The sequence below is a fragment of the [Mycobacterium] stephanolepidis genome, assembly GCF_002356335.1.
GTDB lineage: Bacteria > Actinomycetota > Actinomycetes > Mycobacteriales > Mycobacteriaceae > Mycobacterium > Mycobacterium stephanolepidis.
In genome coordinates this window covers 1,821,414-1,843,634 of sequence record NZ_AP018165.1, presented here as the reverse complement: position 1 = coordinate 1,843,634, position 22,221 = coordinate 1,821,414, and the positions used below count along the sequence as shown (strand labels likewise).

The window sequence follows — 22,221 nt, the reverse complement described above, 5'->3', positions numbered from 1 at the left end:
TGAAAGTAGATGTCCCGTCTAACTTTTCGAGGAGCGTGGAATCCGTGCCGAACGCAGCCGAGGAAATGAGCAGGACCCCAGTCCCCGACCCCGCCGAAGACAACGCATTCTTTCCGTCCCCGTACTCACTGAGCCAGTACGTGCCGTACACGACAGACTTCGCCGGCGTTCGTTATGAGAATGCCTACACCGGTGGACGCTGGAAGATCCTGATGATCGCCGCCGAAGAGCGCTACATGCTCATGCAGAACGGGACGATGTTCTCCACCGGAAACCATCCCGTCGAGATGCTGCTGCCCCTGCACCACCTGAAGGCCGCGGGCTTCGGAATCGACGTCGCCACGGTGTCCGGCAATCCGGCCAAACTTGAGCTCTGGGCGATGCCGCGCGAGGACGAGGCCGTGTTGAACACCTACTCGGAGCTGTCGGCACAACTGAAGAAACCGCAGAAGCTCTCTCGAATCATCGCCGACGGTCTGGGCCCGGACTCGGACTACCTCGCCGTGTTCATTCCCGGCGGTCACGGCGTACTTCTGGGCATACCGGACAGTGAAGAGGTCCGGACGGTCTTGGATTGGGCGCTGGAGTACGACAAATACATCATCACCCTCTGCCACGGCCCGGGCGCACTGCTCGCCGCAGGCCTGGACCGGGATGAATCACCCTTTCAGGGCTACAGCCTGTGTGTGTTCCCGGACAGCCTGGACACCGGAGTCAACATCGAAATCGGCTACATCCCAGGACAAATGCCGTGGCTTGTCGGCGAGAATCTGCACAAGCAGGGCGTCACGATCCTCAATACCGGGATCACCGGGCAGACGCACGCCGACCGCAAGCTACTCACCGGCGACAGCCCGTTGGCGTCCAACAACCTCGGCCTACTGGCGGCAGAGACCCTGGTCAACGCGGTCATCGACGGCTGAACAGGAATAAAGCGGACTATGGTCCTATTGTTAGGCGCATGGCACTCGCTGATATCGAAACCAAGCTCACCGGCCTGACGCCGGTCGCCCTGTCGGCATTCCGGATCGTGGTGGGGTTCCTATTCTTCCTACACGGCACCTCTCACCTGTTCGGGTGGCCGCTCGCCTCGTACCTGCAGCCCGTCGGCACCCTGCCCTGGTGGGCAGGCATCATCGAGTTCCTTGGCGGAGCGGCGATCATCCTCGGACTCGGCACCCGGATCGCCGCGTTCGTGTCATCCGGTGCGATGGCGGTCGCCTACTTCACCTACCACCAGCCCGAGGGGCTGTTGCCGATCCAGAACAACGGCGAGGGCGCCGCTCTCTACAGCTGGATCTTCCTCCTGCTGGTGTTCACCGGCGGCGGCTCGCTGTCACTCGACCGATTCATTACCCGCGCTAAGCGCTAAGTCCTTACGCCAGAATTGGTTTAGCATCCTGGCCATGGCCTCTTCCAGCACTTCCAGCTCAGTCGCCAAGCTCGACGGCGCCACGCCCGTTGTCCTGTCGTTGTTCCGCATCGTCTTCGGATTCCTGTTCACCGTGCACGGCACCGCCATCTTGTTCCGCTGGCCCGACCTGGCCTCGATGCCCCCGGTGGAGTCGTGGTCGCTGGGCTGGTGGGCGGGTGCCATCGAGTTCCTCACCGGTGTCGCGATTCTGTTCGGCGCCGGGACCCGGATCGCGGCGTTCCTGGCCTCCGGCACGATGGCGTTCGCGTATTTCACCCAGCACCAGTCCGCCGGGCTGCTTCCCATTGAGAACAACGGCGAACTGGCCGTCCTGTTCTGCTGGGCCTTCCTCCTGCTGGTGTTCACCGGCGGTGGATCGCTGTCGATCGACGCGGCGCTCAAGAAGAGCTAGGCACGACCACCGTGGCGATGAGCGCCCGGTGGTCGGTGCCGTAGATCTCCTGGGTAGTCACCGAGGTGGCGGCGGCACCGCGGGTCAATACGTGATCGATCCCGATCAGCCGGGTGTACCAGCGCCCCTCACGCCATGTCGGCAGCCAACCGGCCCCGGCTTGATCCACGGCGTCGGCGAAACCTCCGGTGAGGATCTGCCGGAACACGAAGTGATCGTAAGTAGCGTTAAAGTCACCACCAACAATGACTTTCACGTCCGGACGTAGTGCCTGCAACTGACGGCCTATGGTGTCCAGCTCGGTGAGCCAGCCCGGCGAACTCATATCCTTCTCGGGCGGGCGGGTGTGCACGGCGACGAGCATCACCGGTCCCACCCCGGGGATCTCGGCTTCGGCCCAGATCTGCCGCATGGCAAAGCTCTGGTCATCCTGATGCACCGGGGTCAATGGATATCGGCTCCAGATACCGGTGCCCGCGGCCTTCGGTTCGGCAACGGTGTACGAATACGGGAGCACTGAATCAATGCCCGCGGCAACGAGTTTCACTCGCGCCTCGGGAGTGAGCTCGTCGACCGTCACCACGCCGACATCGTGCTCGTGGATCGCGGCCACCACCGCCCCGGCATCGCCGACACCGAAACGCAGATTGGTCTGCAGCACGGTGACGGTTGTCCCCTGCGGGTGGGCATCGGCCAGGTACAGCGGTGCGATGGCCAGCACCTGCAAGGCGATCACCACGGTGGCCGTCAGCACACCCCACCACTGCCGTATCGAAAGGAACAGCAACAGCCCCAGGATCATCAGCAGGCAGGTGACGGGCCAGCCGGCGGTCAGCCCGATCAGGGGCGACCAACTGGATCGCGCCCAACGCGACACGATCGCCACGATCGCCACGACGGCCAGCAGCCAACCCAACGCCCCCACGGCGGTCCGTCCACGCACCTCAGGGACGGTACCTTATGGCACTCTTTTACCCATGCCGTCGTTTAGTCGCGCCGAACTCGAGGAAGCGTTCGCGCAACACCAGGCCACCGTCCATCGCTGTATCGAAACCGGCGACTGGAATCCCTATGCCGAGATGTACACCGACGACGCCCTCTACATCGAGCACGTGGTGGGCCGCCTGCACGGCAAGGAGGCGATTCGGCAGTACATCACCGCGGTCATGGCGGAGTTCCCCGGTAACCACATGCCGAGCCTGCCCGCCACCTGGACGGTCTTCGACCCCGAAAAGGGTTGGGTGGTTTGCGAAATCGATAACGTGATGAGCGATCCGGGCGACGGCCGGCATTGGGGCGAACCGAACCTGACCGTGCTGCACTACGCCGGCAACGGGCTGTGGTCGCAGCAGGAAGACGCCTACAACCCCGCCAACATGGTCAAGATGGTGCGGCGTTGGTGCAAGGCCGCCGAGACGTCGGGGAGCCTCCCCGACGAGGCCCGCGACTGGCTCGCCAAGTACGGGTCGCGCAAGAACTAGTCGTCGATTCTATTCAGCCAGAATCGTCAGCGTTGCCCGTAGCCCGCCCAGCGGGCTTTCCGACAGCACCACATCTCCCCCGTGTAGTGCGGCCTGCTGCGCGACAAGTGCCAGACCCAACCCCAGTCCGCCGGGCTTGGCGCCGGGGCCACGTTCGAATCTCCCGAGCACCCGTTCCCGATCGACCTCGGGGAGTCCGGCGCCGTCGTCGTCGACCTCGATGACCAGCCGGCTATCGACCCGATTCGCGCTGAGCACAACATGTTTGGCGTTGCCGTGGTTGATGGCGTTACGCACCAGGTTGTCGACCGCCAGCCGCAGCCCATCGGGCCAGGCCAGCACCACGCCGCCGTCATCGGATTTGACGGTGATCTCCGGCATATCGGCACGGTGCATCGACGCGTCTGCCGCCACCCGGTCCAGCAGGTCGGCGATGTCCACCAGTTCACGATCTTCGGCGCGGGCGAGATCGCCGGAGGCCAGCTGACCGAGCGCGGTGATAGTGGCTTCGACGCGTCGCTGCGCACGCTGCAGGTCGCCGATCACCTCGGTACGTTCCTCATTCGAGAGGTCATGCGCACGCAGCGTGTCCAGGTCGGCGCGCATGGCGGTGAGTGGAGTACGTAGCTCATGGGCGGCACTGGCCGCGAAATCGCGAGCCGCCAGAAGAGATTTGGTGGTCTCAGACTGCGCCGCCGACACCCGTCCGAGCATGGCGGCCATGGCCTCGGCGAGTTCTTCGGATTCCCGTGCGCCGCGCACCGCCGCGACATGAAGACCGTCGGTGTCGAGCTGCCGGGTCTGATCGGTGAGCTGATGCAGCGGTCGCACCGCCCGGCCCGCGAACAGCCACGCAAAGCCGCCGGCCAGCAGCATCGAGAGCACACCGAGGGCGATGAACACCGGAATTCCACGGTGATTGACCAGGACCGCGTCGGCCCGGGTTCCCAGCGACAGCACGGTCTGCTCTTCGGGGCTCTCGATGGTCCGCACGCGATAGGTGACGCCACCGACGGTGACGTTCTCGGTTCCCAGCGGCAGCCTTGGCAGCTCGACACCCCGGAAGATCACCAGTCCACCGCTTTTGGCGTCCCGAACGGTGAGCACAAAAGTGGTGTCCCCATGTCGGGTGGTGGCCTGCACCGCGTCGACGAGCACATCGAGGCGGCGATCGAGCTGTTGAGTATCGTTGCGCGCCAGCGCAATACCAGCGACGATGCCGATCAGCGCAACTACCAGCCCGGCAGCGAGAAAGGCCGCGACCGCGACCCGGGTGCGCAGTGAGAGCGAGCGTTTCACGGCTCTTCTCTCATCACATACCCCACGCCCCGGACGGTATGGATGACCCGAGATGATCCCCCGGTTTCGAGCTTGCGGCGCAGATAGCTCACGAAAACGTCGGCGACGTTGGTCTCGACGTCAAAGTCATACCCCCACACCAGTTCCAGCAGCCGGGAGCGGCTCAGCACCACACCGGTGTTTTCGGCCAGCACCACCAGCAGATCAAACTCGCGCTTGCTCAGCTCGACGCGTTCTCCGCTGGCGAAGACCAGTCTGCGGGACACGTCCACGGTGATCTGACCGACGGTGATCGCGGAGGTGGCAAGGCCACCGCCGCCCGCGCCGCGACGGCGTAGCAGGGCGCGCAGGCGTGCCACCAACTCGCCCAGGTCGAAGGGTTTCGTCAGGTAGTCATCGGCACCGGCCTCCAGGCCGGCGATCCGGTCGTTGACGGTGTCGCGCGCGCTCAATACGCAGATCGGTATGTCATTACCCAGGGCCCGTAGTGCGGTAACCACCGCCACCCCGTCCAGCTCGGGCATCTGCACATCGAGCACCAGGGCGTCGGGCTCATCGGCCGCAAGCTGGGTCAGTGCGTCGCGGCCATCGACGGCGACCCGGACGTCGAAACCCGAGTGGCGTAGCCCGCGGGCTACCGAGTTCCGGACGTCCGGGTCGTCATCGACCATCAACACCTTATGACGGGCGGCATTTTCCTGAGTCATCGCTGCTTAAGGCTAAGCCTCATTCGCGGCCGCACCGTCGCGAGGTGTTGTTAGGCGTCCTGCTGATCGACCACCGCGGTGACGGCAGGCGAAGCCGGCTTGGCCGGGGCGGCCGGCTGGGTGCCGGCGTTCTCCGCGACGTCCTGAGCCGGCTGCTGCTGCGGCGCGAAGGGGTTCCACGGCTGCTGCGGCTGCTCAGCGGGGGCGTTCTCGGTGGCGGGCTGTGCCGGCTGGCCAACCAGTCCGGCCGGAGCAGCCGGAGCCGCGTCATCGGTGTCCGCGCCACAGCTGCTCTTCAGGCTCGTCAGCGGCTGACGGATCTTGTCGAGCTCGGCCTTGGCGGCGGGCTGCCCATCCAGGTAGGTCTTGATGGCTTCGTGGCGCTCGCCCTCGGGGGCACCCTTGGCGGCCTTGGTGATGCCGTCGTTGATCGTCGGGTTCTTGTCCAGGTAGCTCGCGACCTGGCTCGACACTGTCGAGTGGGTACGGGCGAACTCGGCGGCAGTGCACTGGCCGGGAGCCGCACCAGCGGCGCCCGCGAATGCCAGGGCGCTGGCCACTGCACCGGCGCCAACGACACCGCTGAGGACAGCAGAGGTGAACTTCATGGAGTAACTCCTTGTTCAGCGTTACAGCCGACGAGGTGCCGGCCCGTCCGGGACGCTATCGAGCGTTGGTTGGACGGTCATGGCTCGAACGTTAAGAAACCATGAGAAGCGCGGCGAAAACTACTTCCATGTAGTTCGACGGGCGACTACTCGCCGGGCCAGCAGCGGTTCTTGAAGTCCTGCACCGGCTGACGGATCGCGTCCAGGTCCGCCTTGGCCGCTGGATTGGCGTTGAGATACGCCTGCACGGCCTCGTGCTTGGCACCGCCGTCGCCGAGCGTGTTCTTGAGCGCATCGCTTATCCCGGCGTTGACGTCGGGATGGCGCTCCAGGTACTCCGCGCGTTTGGTCGCCTCCACCGCATCGAGCCGCGCTTCCTCCGAGACGGTGCAATCGCCCGGCTTGGCATAGGCGGGTGCCGCCACGCCCAGAGCACCGGCGACGACACCGAGACCCACGACAATCGATGTGTACTTCATAGCCGCTCCTTGAGGGATATGGATCCGCGGAAAGGGACCGTGACCCGCACGAAGCTACTCCCCGAACACCCGCTGTACGACCGCTTTCGCGCGCCTGGTCACGCGCAGATAGTTGTCCAGAAATTCGCCGCCATCGTTGTCCGGCCAGCCCGCGGCCGCGGCCACCGTGTTGAGCAGCCGGCCGGGTCCGGGCAGTTGGTCGGTGGGCTTGCCGCGCGCCAACACCAATGCGTTGCGCGCGTTGGTGGCGGTCAGCCATGCCTGGCGCAGCAGCTCGGCATCCTCGGCCTCGATGAGCCCGGCCTGTGCCGCGGCCTCCAGCGTCTGCAGGGTCGAGGTGCTGTGCAGCGACGGATGTTCATGGGCGTGGCGCAGCTGCAGCAGCTGCACGGTCCACTCCACATCGGCCAGTCCGCCGCGGCCCAGCTTGGTGTTGGTGTTGGGGTCGGCGCCGCGGGGCAGCCGTTCGGCATCCACCCGCGCCTTGATCCGGCGGATCTCGCGCACCGCATCCAGGGCGATGCCACCGGCTGGGTATCGCGTCTTGTCGATCATGTGCAGGAACCGCAGACCCAGGTCCGCATCTCCGGCGACGCTGTGCGCGCGCAGCAGCGCCTGCACTTCCCACGGCTGCGCCCATTGGGCGTAATAGGCCTCGTAGGCCGCCAGGGTGCGCACCATCGGCCCGTTGCGCCCCTCCGGACGCAGACCGGTGTCGACCTGCAGCGGCGGGTCGGTGCTCGGTGCGCCGAGCAGCTTGCCCAACTTCTCGGCGATCGTGGCCGACCAACGGACGGCCTCGTCATCGGTGGCACCACCGCGCGCCTCGCACACATACAGGACGTCGGCATCGGAGCCATAGCCCAGCTCGCCGCCGCCCAGACGCCCCATGCCGATGACGGCGATGCTTGCCGGAGCCTCTTCGCCCTCGGGAACACTGCCCTTGATCAGCGCGTCCAGGGCCGCCTGCAGCACCGCGACCCATACCGAGGTCAGCGCGCCGCAGACATCGACCACGTCCAGCAGACCCAGTAGATCTGCCGAGGCCACCCGCGCCAATTCCCGGCGCCGCAACGAGCGTGCCGCCCCGATCGCACGCTCCGGATCGGTGTGCCGCGCCGAGGACGCGATCAGCGCCCCCGCTACCGAGACCGGCTCGGCCTCAAGGAGTTTGGGACCATTGGGCCCGTCGGCGTACAGCTGAATCACCTCGGGCGCCCGCATGATGAGGTCCGGCACGTAGGCCGAGGTACCCAGAATCAGCATGAGACGCTTGGCCACCGCGCCCTCGTCACGCAGCGTGCGCAGGTACCAGGTCTGGTCGACCAGCGCCTCGCTCACCCGGCGATAGGCCAGCAGTCCGGCGTCCGGATCTGGGGTGTCCGCCAGCCAATCCAAAAGCGTTGGCAGCAAGATTGTTTGGATGCGTCCGCGGCGCCCGCCCTCCTTGGTCAATGCGGACAGGTGGCTGAGCGCATGCTGCGGCTGCTGGTATCCCAGGGCCGCGAGCTGACGCACCGCCGCCTCGTTGGACAGCCCCAGCGCCTCCTTGTCGAACTCGGTGACCGACTCCAGCAGCGGTTGGTAGAACAGCTTGGTGTGCAGGCGTGATACCCGCACCGCCTGTCGCTTGATCTCGGCACGCAGCACCCCGACCGCGTCGTTCTGCCCGTCGGGACGTACGTGGGCGGCCCGGGCCAGCCAGCGCATGGCCTCGGTGTCTTCCGGCGCGGGCAGGGTGTGCGTGCGCTTGAGTCGCTGCAACTGCAACCGGTGCTCCAGTAGACGTAAGAACTCGTACGAGGCAGTCAGATTCGCGCCGTCGTCACGCCCGATGTATCCCCCGGTGGACAACGCCGCCAACGCGTCCACGGTGGAGGCGACGTGCAGCGACTCATCGGCTCGGCCATGCACGAGCTGCAGGAGCTGTACCGCGAATTCGACGTCACGCAGCCCGCCGGTGCCCAGTTTGATCTCGCGCTCACGTAGGTCTGCCGGCACCAGCGATTCCACCCGGCGGCGCATGGCCTGTACTTCCGGCACGAAATCATCACGCTCACAGGCGGCCCACACCATCGGCATGAGGGCGTCCAGGTATGCCTGGCCCAGCTCCGGATCGCCGACGGCGGGCCGCGCCTTCAGCAGGGCTTGGAACTCCCAGGTCTTGGCCCAGCGCCGGTAGTAGGCGACATGTGAATCCAGGGTGCGTACCAGCGCCCCCGCCTTACCTTCCGGGCGCAGCGCCGCGTCCACCTCGAAGAAGGTGCTCGAGCCGATGCGCATCATCTCCCCGGCGACGCGGGTGGTCAGCGAGTCGGCCTCCTGCGCCACAAAGATGACGTCGACATCGCTGACGTAATTGAGTTCGCGCGCACCGCATTTGCCCATGGCGATGACCGCGAGGCGGGGCGGGTCCTGCCCCTCCGGGACCACCAGCGATACCGCGACCGACAGTGCCGCCGTCAGCGCGGCATCGGCCAGATCCGACAGGTGCTGGCCGACCACCGGGAACGGCAGCACCGGTTCGTTCTCCACGGTGGCGGCAAGATCGAGTGCGGCGAGCACCAGCAGCCGGTCTCGGTACGCGTCGCGCAACGCCGAGATCGCGGCGCCCTCGGATACCGAGGCACGCCCCTCTACCGCGCCGACGGCCGTCAAGAATCGTTCTTGTAGAGCCTCTTTGGACTCAAGCTCGATGTCCCCCACCAACAGCTGCCAACGGGCGGGATGGGCTACCAGGTGATCGCCGAGCGCCAACGAGGACCCGATCACCGAGAGCAGCCGCCCGCGCAGGGCGGTATCGGCGCTGAGCTCCCGGTCCAGCGCGGCCCAGCCGGTGCCCATCTCCTCGTGCAGCCGGATCAGGGTGAGCAGCGCGGCATCCGCATCGGGTGACCTCGACAACGACCACAGCAGCGGGACGTGCGCCTCGGTGGTCCAACCCAGTTCTTCGAGCAGAGACGCGGCCCGCGCATCGACGAGCCCCAGCCGCCCGACACTGGGAACCTTCGAACGCTCGGTGGAGGCTCGGGTCACCTCAGAGACCCAAGTAGGCCCGCAGCTCGAACGGGGTCACATTGCTTCGGTAGCGCGCCCACTCGGCCCGCTTGTTACGGAGGAAGAAGTCGAAGACGTGCTCCCCCAAAGCTTCTGCCACCAACTCGGAACGCTCCATGGCAATGAGCGCGTTCTCCAGGGTGCTGGGCAGCTCCTTGTAGCCCATGGCTTGACGCTCCGCCCGGGTCAGGCCCCAGACATCGTCCTCGGCCTCGGGCCCCAGCGTGTAGCCCTGCTCCACGCCGCGCAGCCCCGCGGCCAGCAGCACCGCGTAGGTCAGGTATGGGTTGCAGGCCGAGTCGGGGCTGCGCACCTCGATGCGGCGTGAGGACGACTTGTTGGGCGTGTACATCGGAACCCGCACCAGCGCCGAGCGGTTGGCCGCGCCCCAGGATGCCGCCGTCGGAGCCTCGCCGCCCTGCACCAGCCGCTTGTAGGAGTTCACCCACTGGTTGGTAACGGCACTGATCTCGTTGGCGTGCTCCAGGATTCCGGCGATGAACGACTTTCCGACGGTGGACAGCTGCAGCGGGTCGTCGGGGTTGTGGAAGGCGTTGGTATCGCCCTCGAACAGGCTCATGTGGGTGTGCATCGCACTCCCGGGGTGATCGCTGAACGGCTTGGGCATGAAGGTGGCATGCACGCCGTCGATGATCGCCACTTCCTTGACCACGTTGCGGAAGGTCATCACGTTGTCGGCCATGGACAGCGCGTCGGCGTAGCGCAGGTCGATCTCCTGCTGGCCGGGTGCGCCCTCGTGGTGGCTGAATTCCACGGAGATGCCCATGGATTCGAGCGCATCGATGGCGTGGCGACGGAAGTTCGGTGCCGCCTCGTGCACGGCCTGGTCGAAGTACCCGGCGTCATCGGCCGGAATGGGTGCCGAGCCGTCATCGGGCATGTTCTTCAGCAGGAAGAACTCGATCTCCGGGTGGACGTAGCAGGAGAAGCCCAAATCGCTTGCCTTGGCGAGCTGGCGGCGCAGCACATGCCTCGGGTCCGACCAGGACGGCGATCCGTCCGGCAGCTTGATGTCGCAGAACATGCGCGCCGAGTGGTGCTTACCGGCGCTGGTGGTCCAGGGCAGCACCTGGAACGTCGACGGATCGGGGTGTGCAACGGTGTCCGATTCGGAGACGCGGGCGAAGCCCTCGATGGACGAACCGTCGAAGCCGATGCCCTCCTCGAACGCGCCCTCGAGTTCGGCGGGTGCAATCGACACGCTCTTGAGGTAACCGAGCACATCGGTAAACCACAGCCGGACGAAACGGATATCTCGTTCTTCCAGCGTGCGCAGCACGAATTCCTTCTGACGATCCATGGTCAGAGGCTATTACATCCGGCCTAGACGAGCACGGATGCTCAGCACCGCAAGTCCTTGGGGGGCACGATGTCGTCCACGAAGTAGCGCGTGACCGCTTCGTCGACGCACGCCTCGCCGTTGAACGCGACGGTGTGCTGGGTGCCCTCGTAGCTGATGAGCGATCCGTTCAATTGCTGCGCCAGTGCCACTCCCGCCTCATAGGGGGTGGCCGGGTCGTGGGTCGTGGAGATGACCACCACCGGCGGCAGTCCGGGAGTCGACGGGGTGTGCGGGGATGAGGTCGGCGCTACCGGCCAGAAGGCGCACAAATCGCGTGGGGCGTATCCGGTGAACGTGCCGTAGCTCGAGAACGGCGCCTGTTCGCGCAGTCGTTTGTCGGCGGCCACCCAGGGCGCGGAATCCCTCGGGGTCGGCCCGTCCACGCACCGAATCGAGTTGAAGGCGTCCTGCAGGTTGTCGTAGCGCCCCTGATCGTCACGCTCCTGGTACTGGTCGGCCAGCCACAGCAGGTCATCGGGTCCACTGCCGTCGACAAGTCCCGCCAGCCCGGAGGTGAGGTACTTCCAGTAGCGCGGCGTGTACATCGCCTGGATGGTGCCGGTGATGGCGTCCTGGTAGCTCAGGCCGCGCGGGTCATTGGTCTTCGCGGGTTTGGCCACCAACGGGTCGATCAGCTGATGGAAACGCTTCACGGCCTGCGAGGGGTCGGTCCCCAACGGGCACTTGGGATCCTTGGCGCAGTCGGCGGCGTAGTCGTTGAACGCCACCTGGAATCCGGTCATCTGCCGCACGTTGGACTCCACGGGGTCGATGGTCGGGTCGATCGCACCGTCCAGGACCATCGTGCGCACATTCTGCGGGAAGTACTCGGCGTACTGGGTACCCAGCTCGGTGCCGTAGGAGTAGCCCAGGTAGTTCAGCTTGCTGTCACCGACCGCCGCCCTGATGATGTCCATATCCCTTGCCGCCGAGGCGGTTCCGGCGTTGGCAAGAAAGTCCAGCCCCATCCGCTGCGCGCATTCGTTGACGTATTGGCGGTACACATCCTCGATGTGGGCGACTCCGGCCTGGCTGTAGTCGGCCAGTGGCTCCTTGCGGAAGGCGTCGAATTCGGCGTCGGTGCGGCACCGCAGGGTCGGTGTCGAGCCGCCGACACCGCGCGGGTCGAATCCGACGATGTCGAAGCTCTGCCCGATCGTGGAGTCACCGAGCTTGGCGCCCATTCCGGCCGCCAGGTCCACACCCGATCCACCGGGACCGCCGGGGTTGACCAACAGTGCGCCGATGCGCTTGCCGGAGGCGGGCACCTTGAGCACGGCCAACTCGGCCACCGCGCCCATCAGCTTGTCGTAGTTGACGGGCACCTTCACCTTGGCGCACCGGGCTGTCGGGATGCGGCTGGTGTCGCTGACGAAGCCGTCGCAGCCGCCCCAGACGACCTTCTGGTCGTAGAACGCCTGCAGCGACGGGCTCGGCGCCGGCAGTGGTGCGGCGGCCGCCGGGTTGACGGGGCCCGTCGAGAACGCAGCCGAGAACACCAAAAGAATCACCGGCAACGCCCGGCGCATCCGCATCATGGGCCACATCGTGCCATGTCGGACGCCAAAAGGGATCAGCAGCGGGCGCCTTCGGCCGGAGTCGTGACCTTGATGAGATATGTCTCCGCCGCTTTGTCGACGCACTGATTCCCGTCAAACACGATGGTGTGCTTGGTCCCCTCGTAGGTCAGCAGGCCTCCGCCGAGCTGTTTGGCCAGCTCAACGCCTGCCTGGTACGGGGTTGCCGGATCGAAGGTGGTGGAGACCACCAGCAGTTTGGGCAGACCGGGCACGTTGATGGGGTGCGGCTTGCTCGTCGGCGGTACCGGCCAGAACGCGCACACTCCCAGCGGAGCGTTCCCGGTGAATTGGCCGTAGTCCTGGAACGGTGCCACCTCACGGATGCGGCGGTCCTTCTCGACGGCCTTGGCACGGTCGGTCTCCGGTGGTTCGTCGACACAGTTGATGGCGGTCTGTGCGTCCTGCGCGTGGCTGTAGTGCCCCTCTTCATCGCGCTTCATGTACGCATCGGCGAGCAGCTGCAGAATGTCGCCCGAGCCCTCACTGAGCTGACGTAGCGCCTTGGTGAACGCCTCCCAGAGCGTGGGCGAGTACATCACCATGATGGTTCCGATGATGGCGTCGCCGTGGGACAGACCGCGGCCGTCCTTGGTCTTGGCCGGATGATCGACCAACGGATCGATCATCGCCCGATAACGCGCGGTCGCCTGGGCCGGATCGGTCCCCAACGGGCAGCTCGGGCTCTTGGCGCAGTCTGCCGCGTAGTTGTCGAAAGCCTTTTGGAATCCGGCGATCTGGTCGATATCGGCCTGGGTGGGATCGGCATTGGGATCGATCACACCGTCGAGGATGAGTGCCCGCACGTTCTGCGGGAACTGCTCGGCATACGTGGTGCCGATCCGGGTGCCGTACGAGTAACCCAGGTAGGTCAGCTTTTCGTCGCCGAGGGCGGCGCGCAGCCGGTCCATGTCCTTGGCGACGTTCACGGTGCCGACATTGGCGAGGAACTCCAGCCCCACCTTGTCGACGCAGCGCTTCACGAAGTCCTTGGAGTCCTGCTCCATGCGTGCGACGCCCTCAGGGCTGTAGTCGGTGTCGTTCTGCGCGCGCAGGCGATCCACGTCCTGGTCGGTGTTGCACTCGACGGCCGGCGTGGACGACCCGACACCACGCGGATCGAATCCGATGAAGTCGAAGCTGTCGCGGATGTCCTTGGGTACCTGCTTGACGATCGCGGTCGCGGCCTCGATGCCCGATTGGCCGGGCCCTCCGGGGTTCATCAGCAGCGAGCCGATCTTCTTGCCCTTGGCCGGGTATTTGATGATCGCCAGCCGCGCCTTCGCCCCGTCCGGCTTGGCGTAGTCGACGGGCACCTCGAGTTCCGAGCACACGGTGCTCGCCGGCACCGTGGTGTTTTCCGGCGTGAAGCCGTCACAGTCCCCCCAACTGAGGGTGGTTTCCGACGGTTGAGCCGCCGTCGCCTGACCTTCGACTGACCGCACACAACCAGAGACGACGGCTACTACCGAGGCAAGAGCCAACACGGCAGCAACCCGCCGACCACGAAACATCATTCAGCCATGGTGCCAGAAGAGACTAGATCCGAGCCTTCAGCTCCTGCAGCGCCACGCCGAAATCGTCCGTCAGGGTGGAAAGGTCGGGCATCAGATCGGGGCAGGAAATCAGGCCGACGTTGAGTTTCCCGTCCAGCGACATCACCGTGACGGTGAGTGCGGCACCGTGGAAGATCGGGCCCAACGGATACATGCCGACCACCTGAGCACCCAAGAAGTACAGCGGCACTTGGGGTCCCGGCACGTTGGAGACCACCAGGTTGTGGATCACCGGGTGGCGGTCGGCGAGCCGGATGCGCGAGTAGACACGCATCGCGGTGCCGAACACCGCGGGCGCGGCGAACTGACTCCAGTCCTGCAGCAGTGTCGCGCCCAGTACCGCGGTGTGCTCCTTGGCCACCGTGTTGGCCTCGGAGATCGCGTTGAGGCGCTCCACGGGGTCGTCCACATTGGTCTCCAGGCGGGAGAACATCCCCGACACCTGGTTTCGGCCCGGGCGGTCGGACTTCTCGTGCACCGACACCGGAACCATGGCCACCAGCGAGCTGTCCGGAAGCTCTCCGCGGTCGTCCAGATACTTGCGCAGTGCACCGGCGCAGATGGCCATCACGACATCGTTGACCTTGACGCCGAAGTGGTTCTTGACCGCGCGGACATCCTCCAGATCCAGTTGGGCGTAGCCGACGTTGCGGCGGCTGGTGATCGTGGAGTTGAACGAGGTGCGCGGCGCCGAGAAGGGTGCCGTCATGGCCTCGCCGCGTTTGGAGCGCTCCAGCCAGGCCGGGATGACTCCGATGGTGGAGGGCAGCAGCTTGGCGAATTTCAGCGGCCGCGACGCCCATTTGATGGCGCCGGTGACCGCGATCTCGAGGCTGTTGGCGCCGCCGACCCCCGGCGCGGGTTCGGGCGCCTGGGCATCGGGTTCCAAACCGCACAGCGCCGACATCAGGTTGGCGCCGGTGACGCCGTCGACGGAGGCGTGATGCATCTTGGTCATGACCACGAGCCGATTGGTGTCGCCGGTTTCTATGACCCACATTTCCCACAGCGGCCGGGCGCGATCCAAGGGCAATGACGCGATATGCCCACACATGTCGGAGATCTCGGCCTTGCCGCCGGGCGCGGGCAGGCCGACGTGGTGCAGGTGCCGATCGATGTCGAAGTCGTCATCGTCGACCCACACCGGGTGGTCCAGGTTCAGGCGGCTGTCGGCGAGCTTCTCGGTGAATGAGGAGATGCCCTCGACCCGTTCAACCAGCTTCGCTCGCAGTTTCTCGAACGAGTAGCCACCAGGAATGGTCGTGGTGTCTAATTCCAGTACGCCGCACACGTGCATCGGCTGGGTCGGTGTTTCGAGATAGAGAAAACTGGCGTCAAGTCCGGAAAGCCGCTGCATGCGGCAGATGTTAGGCGAGCCGGTAGCCCCTCGTGCCCGAATGCTGCGACCGCAGGTGTGACCAAGTCCACGCGATCAGTTATTCATCTCGCCGCCGCCCGGTGGCAGACTGAACATCGTTGGTAACCCAGGGACCCGGACGGGCCTTGAGGATTTTATCGAAAAGGTGACAGTGATGTCCGAGATGTCTGAATCTGCTTTGTACGGCGGCGCTTCCGAGACGAACGCAAAACCGCGTACCAAGACCCGTGTGCACCACTTGCAGAAGTGGAAGGCCGAGGGCCACAAGTGGTCGATGCTCACCGCGTACGACTACTCGACCGCACAGATTTTCAATGAGGCCGGGATTCCCGTTCTGCTGGTCGGGGATTCGGCGGCGAACGTGGTCTACGGGTATGACACCACCGTTCCGATCACCATCGACGAGTTGATTCCGTTGGTGCGCGGCGTGGTTCGCGGTGCCACCGAGGCGTTGGTGGTCGCCGACCTACCCTTCGGCTCCTATGAGGGCGGAGCCGCTCAGGCCCTGGCGAGCGCGACCAGGTTCATGAAGGAAGCCGGCGCGCACGCGGTGAAACTCGAAGGTGGAGAACGCGTTGCCGAGCAGATTGCCACGCTGACGGCTGCCGGCATTCCGGTGGTGGCACACATCGGGTTCACCCCGCAGAGCGTGAACGGCCTTGGCGGATACCGGGTTCAGGGCCGCGACGATGCAGCCGCACAGCTCATTCACGATGCCATCGCGGTACAGGAAGCCGGAGCCATCGCCGTGGTGATGGAGATGGTGCCGGCCGACCTGGCAACACAGATCACCGGCAAGCTCACGATTCCGACCGTCGGCATCGGCGCGGGCCGGGAATGCGACGCCCAGGTGCTGGTGTGGCAGGACATGGCCGGTATGACCAGCGGCAAGACCGCCAAGTTCGTCAAGCAGTTCGGTCAGGTCGGCGCGGAATTGCGCAAGGCCGCCGAGCAGTACGCCGACGAGGTGGCTCGCGGGGTGTTCCCCGCTCCCGAGCACAGCTACTGAGCGATCACGCCAAGCTAGGCACGCACGCCGAGTTTGTTGTCCAGGTATTCCTGGCGGCAGGCTCGGCGTGCGAGCTTTCCGCTGGTGGTACGCGGAATGGCGCCTGCCTGAACCAGCTGTATGTCCGCTATGGGCAGGTTGTGCCGCCGCGATACGGCCGCCCGGATGGCATCGACGATGGGCTCTGGTGCCGCGCGGCCCGCGCCGGCCGCACGCTCGGCCACGATGACCAACCGCTCCCCTGTGCCGTTGCCCTGATCGACGCCGGGGGGCAGCTCGTTCGCGGGCGCCGAGAACGCCGCCACAAAACCGTGCCGCACCGCGGGTGAGGCTTCCTCGACGGTGGCCTCGATGTCTTGCGGGTAATGGTTGCGGCCGTCGATGATGACCAGGTCTTTGACTCGTCCGGTGATGTACAGCTCACCGTCGAGGTACACACCCAGGTCGCCGGTGCGGAACCAGGTGGCGCCGGGCTCGGTGCCGGTGGCATGGCTACCTTGGTCGAGTCGGGCCTGCAGCTTGTTACGGAACGAGAAGTCGGTTTCCTTGGGCCTGCCCCAGTAGCCGCGGCCGATGTTGTCGCCGTGCAGCCAGATCTCCCCGACCTCGCCGTCGACCAGCTCGGTCTCGGCATTGGGGTTGACGATCACGGCCCACTGGCTGCGCGAGATCTTGCCGCAGGACACCTGCGGAACCGCGTGCTCGTCGTCGGACGCGACCCGCACCGCACGCCCGCTGCCCAGCTCCCTGCGATCCAGGTACACCACCGAGGCCTCGGCGTCGGAGGGAATGGTGGAGACGAACAGCGTCGCCTCGGCCATGCCGTAGGAGGGCTTGATGGTGGTGGGCGGTAGTCCGTAGGGCCCGAATGCGTCGTTGAACTTGCGAATCGAGGAGATGCTCACCGGCTCTGATCCGTTGATCAGGCCCGCGACATTGCTCAGGTCGAGTTCCTCGTTGTCCTTGGGCAGACCGCGCTCGGCGGCCAGCTCGAAGGCGAAGTTCGGTGCGGCGGCGAAGGTTCGGCCCAGGTGCGCCTCGGCCGCCAGCTCCTTGATCCAACGTCCGGGGCGTCGTACGAAAGACACCGGGGACATCAGGGTGATCCGGCCGCCACACAGCGGGAACAGGATCATCAGCAGGCCCATGTCGTGGTACAGCGGCAGCCAGCTGACACTGCGGATGCTGTCATCCAGGCCGACCGAGATGATCATCTGTAAGACGTTGGTCATCACCGCACGGTGCGTGATCTCCACACCGGCGGGCACCCGGGTGGATCCGGATGTGTACTGCAGGTATGCGATGTCGTCGGTATCGGGCGTGACCTTGACGTAGGTCGCGGCCACCGAATCGGGGACGCTGTCGACGGCGACCACGCGGGGGCGCCGTTCCCGGGGCAGCCCGCGCACGAATCGGCTGACCGACTCCGCGGCGGCATTGTTGGTCAGGACCACGGTCGGCTGCGCGTCGGTGAGCACCGAGTCGAGCCGTTCGGAGTGGCCAGGAAGTTCCGGAGCAAACAATGGAACCGCAATGTTCCCGGCCTCGATGGCGGCATAGAAACCGATCACATAGTCGATGCCCTGCGGAGCCAGGATCGCGACGCGATCCTCTGGCTTGGTGACTTGCTGCAGCCGTGCCGCTACGGCCTGCGAGCGCTGGCCAAGCTGTGTCCAGTTGAGATCATTGGGTTCGCCATCGGAGTTCGCATTGAAGTCCAGGTATCGGTACGCGAAAGTGTCGCCAAGCTCTTCGACGGCACGCTCAAGGTAGTAGTTGACGGTGTAACCGTCTGGCAAGGTGATAGCACCTTTGCCGTCCAAGTACTCCTCAACGCGTAACTTCATGGTGACCTCGGTCTAGCTGTGAACACGACTGGCGGCCCATAAGGGGGACAATACCGACCAGGCAACACTGACACCCGGCACCACACGCGGTGCTAAACGAATATCGCTTCCCAAATCTGATACCCCGACCTTATGAGAACCCTAAGAGAATCTTAGATTACCCCGTGACGACTCGTGACCATTGTTTACCTGAATGTGGCACCGTGTCGCATACTCGCCTCGCCCGCACACGCTGAGCACCCCGTCCCTTCGACCGTCAGGGCACACCTCTCATGCCATCTCAACACGTCGAGGTCGAGCGGAAGTTCGACGTCACCGACGCGACCATCAATCCCTCGTTCGACGGAATTTCCGCCGTCGCGCACGTGGAGCTGCAGCCCCAGCAAAATTTGGACGCTGTGTACTTTGACACCCCCGATCAGCGGCTGGCTCAGCACCGGATCACGTTGCGACGCCGCACCGGCGGTACCGACGCCGGATGGCATCTGAAGTTGCCGGCAGGCCCGGACACCCGCACAGAGCTGCGACTCCCCCTGGACGAGGGCGATGATGCAGTCCCCGAGGAGCTGCGGGACACCGTGCTCGCCATCGTCCGCGAGGACGAGCTGGCTCCCGTCGCCCGCATCAGCACCGTGCGCGCCGTGTCACGGCTGATCGGTGCGCACGGCGAGCAGCTCGCCGAATTCTGCGATGACCACGTGACCGCCGCGAGGCTGACGGGCGCCGAAGAAAGCTCCGAGCAGAGCTGGCGCGAATGGGAGCTGGAGCTGTCGGAGTTCGGCGACTCCGCTCTGTTCGACCGGGTCACCGCGCGTCTGCTGGATGCCGGGGCGGCACCGGCCGGGCACGGATCAAAGTTGGCTCGCGTCCTTGACGTGCCCAAACGGGAGCGAAAGGGCACGGACTCCATCCAGCGCGCACTGCTCGAACAACTGGATCAGCTGCTCGGCTGGGACCGGGCGGTACGGGTGGACACCGACGATTCGGTGCACCAGATGCGGGTCACCATTCGGCGCATCCGCAGTCTCCTGCAGTCCAATCCCGAGCGCTTCGGTCTGGACGCCAATCCCGAGGCGCTCGATGAGCTCCGCCTGCTGGCCAACATTCTCGGGGTGGCGCGCGACGCGGAGGTACTCGCGCAGCGGTATGACGCGGCGCTCTCCGAGCTTCCCGAAACACTCATCCGCGGCCCGGTGCACGAACGGTTGGTGGACGCCGCCAGGCAGAACTACGACAACGGGTTACGCCGGTCGTTGGCAGCAATGCGCAGTCATCGCTACTTCCGGCTGCTCGATTCCCTGGATACGTTGGTCACCTCCGCCGGACCTGCATCGGACACTCATCACTCGGACGAGGGTGGAACGCTCGATGCCGCGTACCGCAAGGTGCGCCGGGCGGCGCGGGCGGCCGCGCGTGCCGAGGGCGAATACCGCGACGAGGCCCTGCATCGCATCCGCAAGTCGGCCAAGCGGCTGCGCTATGTGGCCAGCGCAGAGGGTGCAAAACGAGTTTCCCAGGCGGCCAAGGACATTCAGGAACTACTGGGTGAGCATCAGGACAGTACGGTGAGCCGCGCCTATCTCGCCACACAGGCCAACGAGGCGCACGCCGCCGGCGAGGACACCTTCACCTATGGGGTGCTGTACCAGCGCGAGCACGATGCCGCCGAGACCGCACGCCACCAGGTGGAGGCGACCCTCAAGGCACTCCGCAAGGCCGTGCGTCACAAAAAGTGATCAGCTGCCCTCTGCAGGGAAGGCGAACAGCACGGTCCGGGTGTCCGGATCCGCTTCACGCAGGGTGAGTTTCGCGCGCTGCCCCTCGGGCGGATCGCCCTCGCAGCGAGCAAGAATGGGCGGATCAGTCACGAAGACCTCGGCAAATCGTTTCTTTTCGGCGCCTCGTAACACCGCCGAATCGAAGGTCTGCCCCTTCTGCGGGGCGAGCACGGTGGCCTCGGTGAGATCCACACATGCCTGTTCGACCTTGTTGGCCAACGTATTCGAGGTCAGCAGCGATGATCTGACGTCCGACAGACCGTCGCGCGCCCACTGCGGCACCGGCGTGCCGGCCGACAGCGCCAGGCAGATTTCGGTGACAAACCGGTCCCCCAGCCGTCGCAGCGGCGCGGTCACGTGCGCGTAGGGAGCAGCGATGCCCGCATGCCCCGCAGCCTGATCGTCCGGCCGGTTTCCGTCGAACACCAGATAGGAAGCACCCCGTAGCAGCGTGGTGGCCTGCGTCATCATCGCCAATGTTGTTGTGGCGCAGGGATCGAGTGCGGCCAGCTGGGCCCCGATCGGAATGTCGTTTGTCCAGGGCAGCCCCAGCGCCTCGGCGGTGCGACGCATCCATCGGCGTACATCGCCGTCCGCGGGCGGCAGCGTACGCAGCATGCCGATACCGCCGTCAAGCATGATCTGCGCCGCGCAGATCCCGGTGAGCAGCGATATCTGCGCGTTCCAGCCATCGGTGTCGGTGCGCGCCTCGATGGCCAACTCCCAGTCGCCGCTGGGGCCGTGCACCACTTCCTGTGCGGGAAGATTCAGTTCGATGGCGCCCCGCGCAAGACCGAGGTCTCTTCTCTTGCGGCCGAACTCAGCGAGCAGGGCAATCGAGGGGTGCGGATTGCCGGCGTCCGCCGCGTCCTGGGCCTCCCGGTAGGTCAGCTGTCGCACTGACTTCACCAGGGCGCGCTGGACGCTCCAACTGACCGGGTTGGCAGCGGCATCGGTTTCGATGCGCCACAACGCGGCGGGCCGAATTTCGTTGGGTAGCAGGCTCGCCGAACCCTCGGAGAACACCAAGGGGTGCAGCGGCACCGAGCCATCGGGCAGATAGATGGTCTCGCCGCGCTGTCGTGCCTCGGTGTCCAGCGCGCTGCCGGGCTCGATCTGCGCGGCCACATCGGCGATGGCGTAGTGCAACAGATAGCCGTCGGCGGTGCGTTCCAGGTGTAGGGCCTGATCCAGATCACGCGCTCCGGGTGGGTCGATGGTGACCAGCTCCAGATCGGTGCGGTCGATGCGCTCGGCGCGGTGACGATCGACGGCCTGGGCGGCATCGCGCTGCGCGTCGGGACCGAATTCGGTGGGGAGCGCGAATTCGGCGCGAATACCGTCGAAGCCGAGGTCGCGAGCAACCAGCCGCTTCAACGTCACCACGCCAGACTAATCCAGGCTGAGAGGCGGGCGAGTTGGCCTGTAAGCCGGATCCTGTTCCACACAGCCGCGGGCTGGCCGCGGCCGCGCAGCGACGACCATCCATCTGGGCACACCGTCACCGGGTACCTCAAGCGGCCTACCCGGAAGCTCGGGCGAGCAGCCCTCGAACACTTCCGCAGCTGTGCAAGCACAACCTTTTGGCCTTGCTTCGGGTGGGGTTTACCGAGCCGAACCGGTCACCCGGTCCGCTGGTGCGCTCTTACCGCACCGTTTCACCCTTACCACCCTTGCGGGTGGCGGTCTGTTTTCTGTGGCACTGTCCCGCGAGTCACCTCGGATTGCCGTTAGCAATCACCCTGCTCTGTGAAGTCCGGACTTTCCTCGTGCCGCGGGATTTCTCCCACGACTCGCGGCCGCCCGGCCAACTCGTCCGCGCGGTCATCGTACTCGTGACAAGCTCCTCACCATGACGACAACGGCTCGACTGGGCGCGATATCGATCGACTGCACGGATCCGGCGGCGCTGGCCCGGTTCTATCAGCAGGTCCTTGACCTGGAGATCCTGTTCGAAAGCGAGGAGTTCGTCGCGGTGAAGGGCGCCGCTGTGCTGCTGACCTTTCAGCGCGTGGCAGACCATCGCGTGCCGGACTGGCCGGCGGGGGCCGTACCGAAGCAGCTGCATCTCGAACTGGCGGCGGCAGATCTGGATGCCGAAGAGGCGCGCATTCTGGGGCTCGGTGCGACCAAGGCCGAAACTCAGCCGAATCCGGGCGGATGGCGGGTGCTGATCGACCCGGCCGGTCACCCCTTCTGCATCACGAACCTCATTCCCGAGGGCACCTATTCGTGACCGTCTGCTGACGCGAACGG

The 22,221-nt window shown here is 65.6% G+C and carries 19 protein-coding genes and 1 other RNA gene; 7 read left to right on the top strand and 13 right to left on the bottom strand.

What is annotated here, in order from left to right; all coding sequences use genetic code 11:
- The first annotated feature begins 44 nt into the window (after positions 1–44).
- From hchA to MSTE_RS09205, 3 genes are read left to right on the top strand one after another with little or no spacing between them, the layout of a single operon-like run.
- Positions 45–923 (top strand): glyoxalase III HchA, encoded by an 879-nt coding sequence (gene hchA, locus MSTE_RS09215; RefSeq protein WP_096505649.1) that lies wholly within the window; start codon positions 45–47, stop codon positions 921–923.
- A 38-nt stretch (positions 924–961) separates the two neighbouring features.
- The gene (locus MSTE_RS09210) at positions 962–1,372 is read left to right on the top strand and encodes a DoxX family protein (RefSeq protein ID WP_030095427.1); all 411 of its coding nucleotides are present in this window, start codon (positions 962–964) and stop codon (positions 1,370–1,372) included.
- A 34-nt stretch (positions 1,373–1,406) separates the two neighbouring features.
- A complete protein-coding gene (locus MSTE_RS09205; protein WP_046253365.1) occupies positions 1,407–1,826 on the top strand; it encodes a DoxX family protein in 420 nt (139 codons plus the stop codon).
- On the opposite strand, the gene MSTE_RS09200 is transcribed toward MSTE_RS09205, so the two are convergent.
- Positions 1,813–2,751 (bottom strand): endonuclease/exonuclease/phosphatase family protein, encoded by a 939-nt coding sequence (locus MSTE_RS09200; protein ID WP_162291609.1) that lies wholly within the window; start codon positions 2,749–2,751, stop codon positions 1,813–1,815. The genes MSTE_RS09205 and MSTE_RS09200 overlap by 14 nt on opposite strands.
- A gap of 52 nt (positions 2,752–2,803) precedes the next feature.
- Between MSTE_RS09200 and MSTE_RS09195 the strand changes: the two genes are divergently transcribed.
- Positions 2,804–3,307, top strand: a complete 504-nt coding sequence (locus MSTE_RS09195) for a nuclear transport factor 2 family protein (RefSeq protein ID WP_096500644.1) — start codon at positions 2,804–2,806, stop codon at positions 3,305–3,307.
- Positions 3,308–3,316: 9 nt separating this feature from the next.
- Here the strand turns inward: MSTE_RS09195 and MSTE_RS09190 are convergent, their stop codons facing one another.
- From MSTE_RS09190 to MSTE_RS09150, 9 genes are all read right to left on the bottom strand, one after another.
- Entirely contained in the window at positions 3,317–4,606 is a 1,290-nt protein-coding gene (locus MSTE_RS09190; RefSeq protein WP_096500642.1) for a sensor histidine kinase, read from the bottom strand.
- Complete coding sequence (locus MSTE_RS09185) at positions 4,603–5,283, bottom strand: response regulator transcription factor (protein ID WP_162291608.1); 681 nt, start codon at positions 5,281–5,283, stop codon at positions 4,603–4,605. The genes MSTE_RS09190 and MSTE_RS09185 overlap by 4 nt, the downstream gene beginning before the upstream one ends.
- An 80-nt stretch (positions 5,284–5,363) precedes the next feature.
- Positions 5,364–5,921 (bottom strand): hemophore-related protein, encoded by a 558-nt coding sequence (locus tag MSTE_RS09180; RefSeq protein WP_046253361.1) that lies wholly within the window; start codon positions 5,919–5,921, stop codon positions 5,364–5,366.
- Between the two features lie 146 nt (positions 5,922–6,067).
- Positions 6,068–6,400, bottom strand: coding sequence for a hemophore-related protein (locus tag MSTE_RS09175; protein ID WP_096500638.1), 333 nt, complete (start codon positions 6,398–6,400; stop codon positions 6,068–6,070).
- 54 nt (positions 6,401–6,454) lie between these two features.
- Positions 6,455–9,436 carry a bifunctional [glutamine synthetase] adenylyltransferase/[glutamine synthetase]-adenylyl-L-tyrosine phosphorylase gene (locus MSTE_RS09170; RefSeq protein WP_096500636.1) on the bottom strand — a complete coding sequence of 994 codons (2,982 nt, stop codon included), beginning with the start codon at positions 9,434–9,436 and terminating at the stop codon, positions 6,455–6,457.
- A gap of 1 nt (position 9,437) precedes the next feature.
- The gene (gene glnA, locus MSTE_RS09165; protein ID WP_030095418.1) at positions 9,438–10,778 is read right to left on the bottom strand and encodes a type I glutamate--ammonia ligase; all 1,341 of its coding nucleotides are present in this window, start codon (positions 10,776–10,778) and stop codon (positions 9,438–9,440) included.
- Between the two features lie 41 nt (positions 10,779–10,819).
- Complete coding sequence (locus MSTE_RS09160) at positions 10,820–12,358, bottom strand: alpha/beta hydrolase (protein ID WP_096500634.1); 1,539 nt, start codon at positions 12,356–12,358, stop codon at positions 10,820–10,822.
- Between the two features lie 35 nt (positions 12,359–12,393).
- Positions 12,394–13,911 (bottom strand): alpha/beta hydrolase, encoded by a 1,518-nt coding sequence (locus tag MSTE_RS09155; RefSeq protein ID WP_193442084.1) that lies wholly within the window; start codon positions 13,909–13,911, stop codon positions 12,394–12,396.
- A 25-nt stretch (positions 13,912–13,936) separates the two neighbouring features.
- Entirely contained in the window at positions 13,937–15,310 is a 1,374-nt protein-coding gene (locus MSTE_RS09150; RefSeq protein ID WP_096500630.1) for a WS/DGAT/MGAT family O-acyltransferase, read from the bottom strand.
- Between the two features lie 184 nt (positions 15,311–15,494).
- Between MSTE_RS09150 and panB the strand changes: the two genes are divergently transcribed.
- On the top strand, positions 15,495–16,340 hold the full coding sequence (panB, locus tag MSTE_RS09145; RefSeq protein ID WP_096505647.1) for a 3-methyl-2-oxobutanoate hydroxymethyltransferase: 846 nt from the start codon (positions 15,495–15,497) through the stop codon (positions 16,338–16,340).
- A gap of 14 nt (positions 16,341–16,354) precedes the next feature.
- On the opposite strand, the gene MSTE_RS09140 is transcribed toward panB, so the two are convergent.
- Positions 16,355–18,187: a fatty acyl-AMP ligase gene (locus tag MSTE_RS09140; RefSeq protein WP_096500628.1), complete on the bottom strand. Its 1,833-nt coding sequence runs from the start codon at positions 18,185–18,187 to the stop codon at positions 16,355–16,357.
- A gap of 272 nt (positions 18,188–18,459) precedes the next feature.
- Here MSTE_RS09140 and MSTE_RS09135 point away from each other — a divergent pair, with 272 nt between their 5' ends.
- Positions 18,460–19,923 (top strand): CYTH and CHAD domain-containing protein, encoded by a 1,464-nt coding sequence (locus tag MSTE_RS09135; RefSeq protein ID WP_096500626.1) that lies wholly within the window; start codon positions 18,460–18,462, stop codon positions 19,921–19,923.
- On the opposite strand, the gene MSTE_RS09130 is transcribed toward MSTE_RS09135, so the two are convergent.
- Together MSTE_RS09130 and rnpB are read right to left on the bottom strand one after the other, a co-directional pair.
- Positions 19,924–21,348 carry an RNB domain-containing ribonuclease gene (locus MSTE_RS09130; protein WP_096505645.1) on the bottom strand — a complete coding sequence of 475 codons (1,425 nt, stop codon included), beginning with the start codon at positions 21,346–21,348 and terminating at the stop codon, positions 19,924–19,926. It lies immediately after the preceding gene.
- Positions 21,349–21,375: 27 nt separating this feature from the next.
- Positions 21,376–21,780: RNase P RNA component class A (gene rnpB, locus MSTE_RS09125), an RNA gene on the bottom strand.
- Positions 21,781–21,817: 37 nt separating this feature from the next.
- Here rnpB and MSTE_RS09120 point away from each other — a divergent pair.
- The gene (locus MSTE_RS09120) at positions 21,818–22,201 is read left to right on the top strand and encodes a VOC family protein (protein ID WP_046253355.1); all 384 of its coding nucleotides are present in this window, start codon (positions 21,818–21,820) and stop codon (positions 22,199–22,201) included.
- Positions 22,202–22,221 lie beyond the last annotated feature (20 nt).

Bases quoted from the DNA above. Each gene is read 5' to 3' on its own strand.
- MSTE_RS09180 (WP_046253361.1), bottom strand. From the start codon at position 5,921: ATGAAGTTCACCTCTGCTGTCCTCAGCGGTGTCGTTGGCGCCGGTGCA.
- MSTE_RS09135 (WP_096500626.1), top strand. From the start codon at position 18,460: ATGCCATCTCAACACGTCGAGGTCGAGCGGAAGTTCGACGTCACCGAC.
- glnA (WP_030095418.1), bottom strand. From the start codon at position 10,778: ATGGATCGTCAGAAGGAATTCGTGCTGCGCACGCTGGAAGAACGAGAT.
- MSTE_RS09205 (WP_046253365.1), top strand. From the start codon at position 1,407: ATGGCCTCTTCCAGCACTTCCAGCTCAGTCGCCAAGCTCGACGGCGCC.
- MSTE_RS09195 (WP_096500644.1), top strand. From the start codon at position 2,804: ATGCCGTCGTTTAGTCGCGCCGAACTCGAGGAAGCGTTCGCGCAACAC.
- MSTE_RS09175 (WP_096500638.1), bottom strand. From the start codon at position 6,400: ATGAAGTACACATCGATTGTCGTGGGTCTCGGTGTCGTCGCCGGTGCT.
- MSTE_RS09120 (WP_046253355.1), top strand. From the start codon at position 21,818: ATGACGACAACGGCTCGACTGGGCGCGATATCGATCGACTGCACGGAT.
- MSTE_RS09150 (WP_096500630.1), bottom strand. From the start codon at position 15,310: ATGCAGCGGCTTTCCGGACTTGACGCCAGTTTTCTCTATCTCGAAACA.
- panB (WP_096505647.1), top strand. From the start codon at position 15,495: ATGTCTGAATCTGCTTTGTACGGCGGCGCTTCCGAGACGAACGCAAAA.
- MSTE_RS09140 (WP_096500628.1), bottom strand. From the start codon at position 18,187: ATGAAGTTACGCGTTGAGGAGTACTTGGACGGCAAAGGTGCTATCACC.
- MSTE_RS09155 (WP_193442084.1), bottom strand. From the start codon at position 13,911: ATGTTTCGTGGTCGGCGGGTTGCTGCCGTGTTGGCTCTTGCCTCGGTA.
- MSTE_RS09210 (WP_030095427.1), top strand. From the start codon at position 962: ATGGCACTCGCTGATATCGAAACCAAGCTCACCGGCCTGACGCCGGTC.
- MSTE_RS09160 (WP_096500634.1), bottom strand. From the start codon at position 12,358: ATGATGCGGATGCGCCGGGCGTTGCCGGTGATTCTTTTGGTGTTCTCG.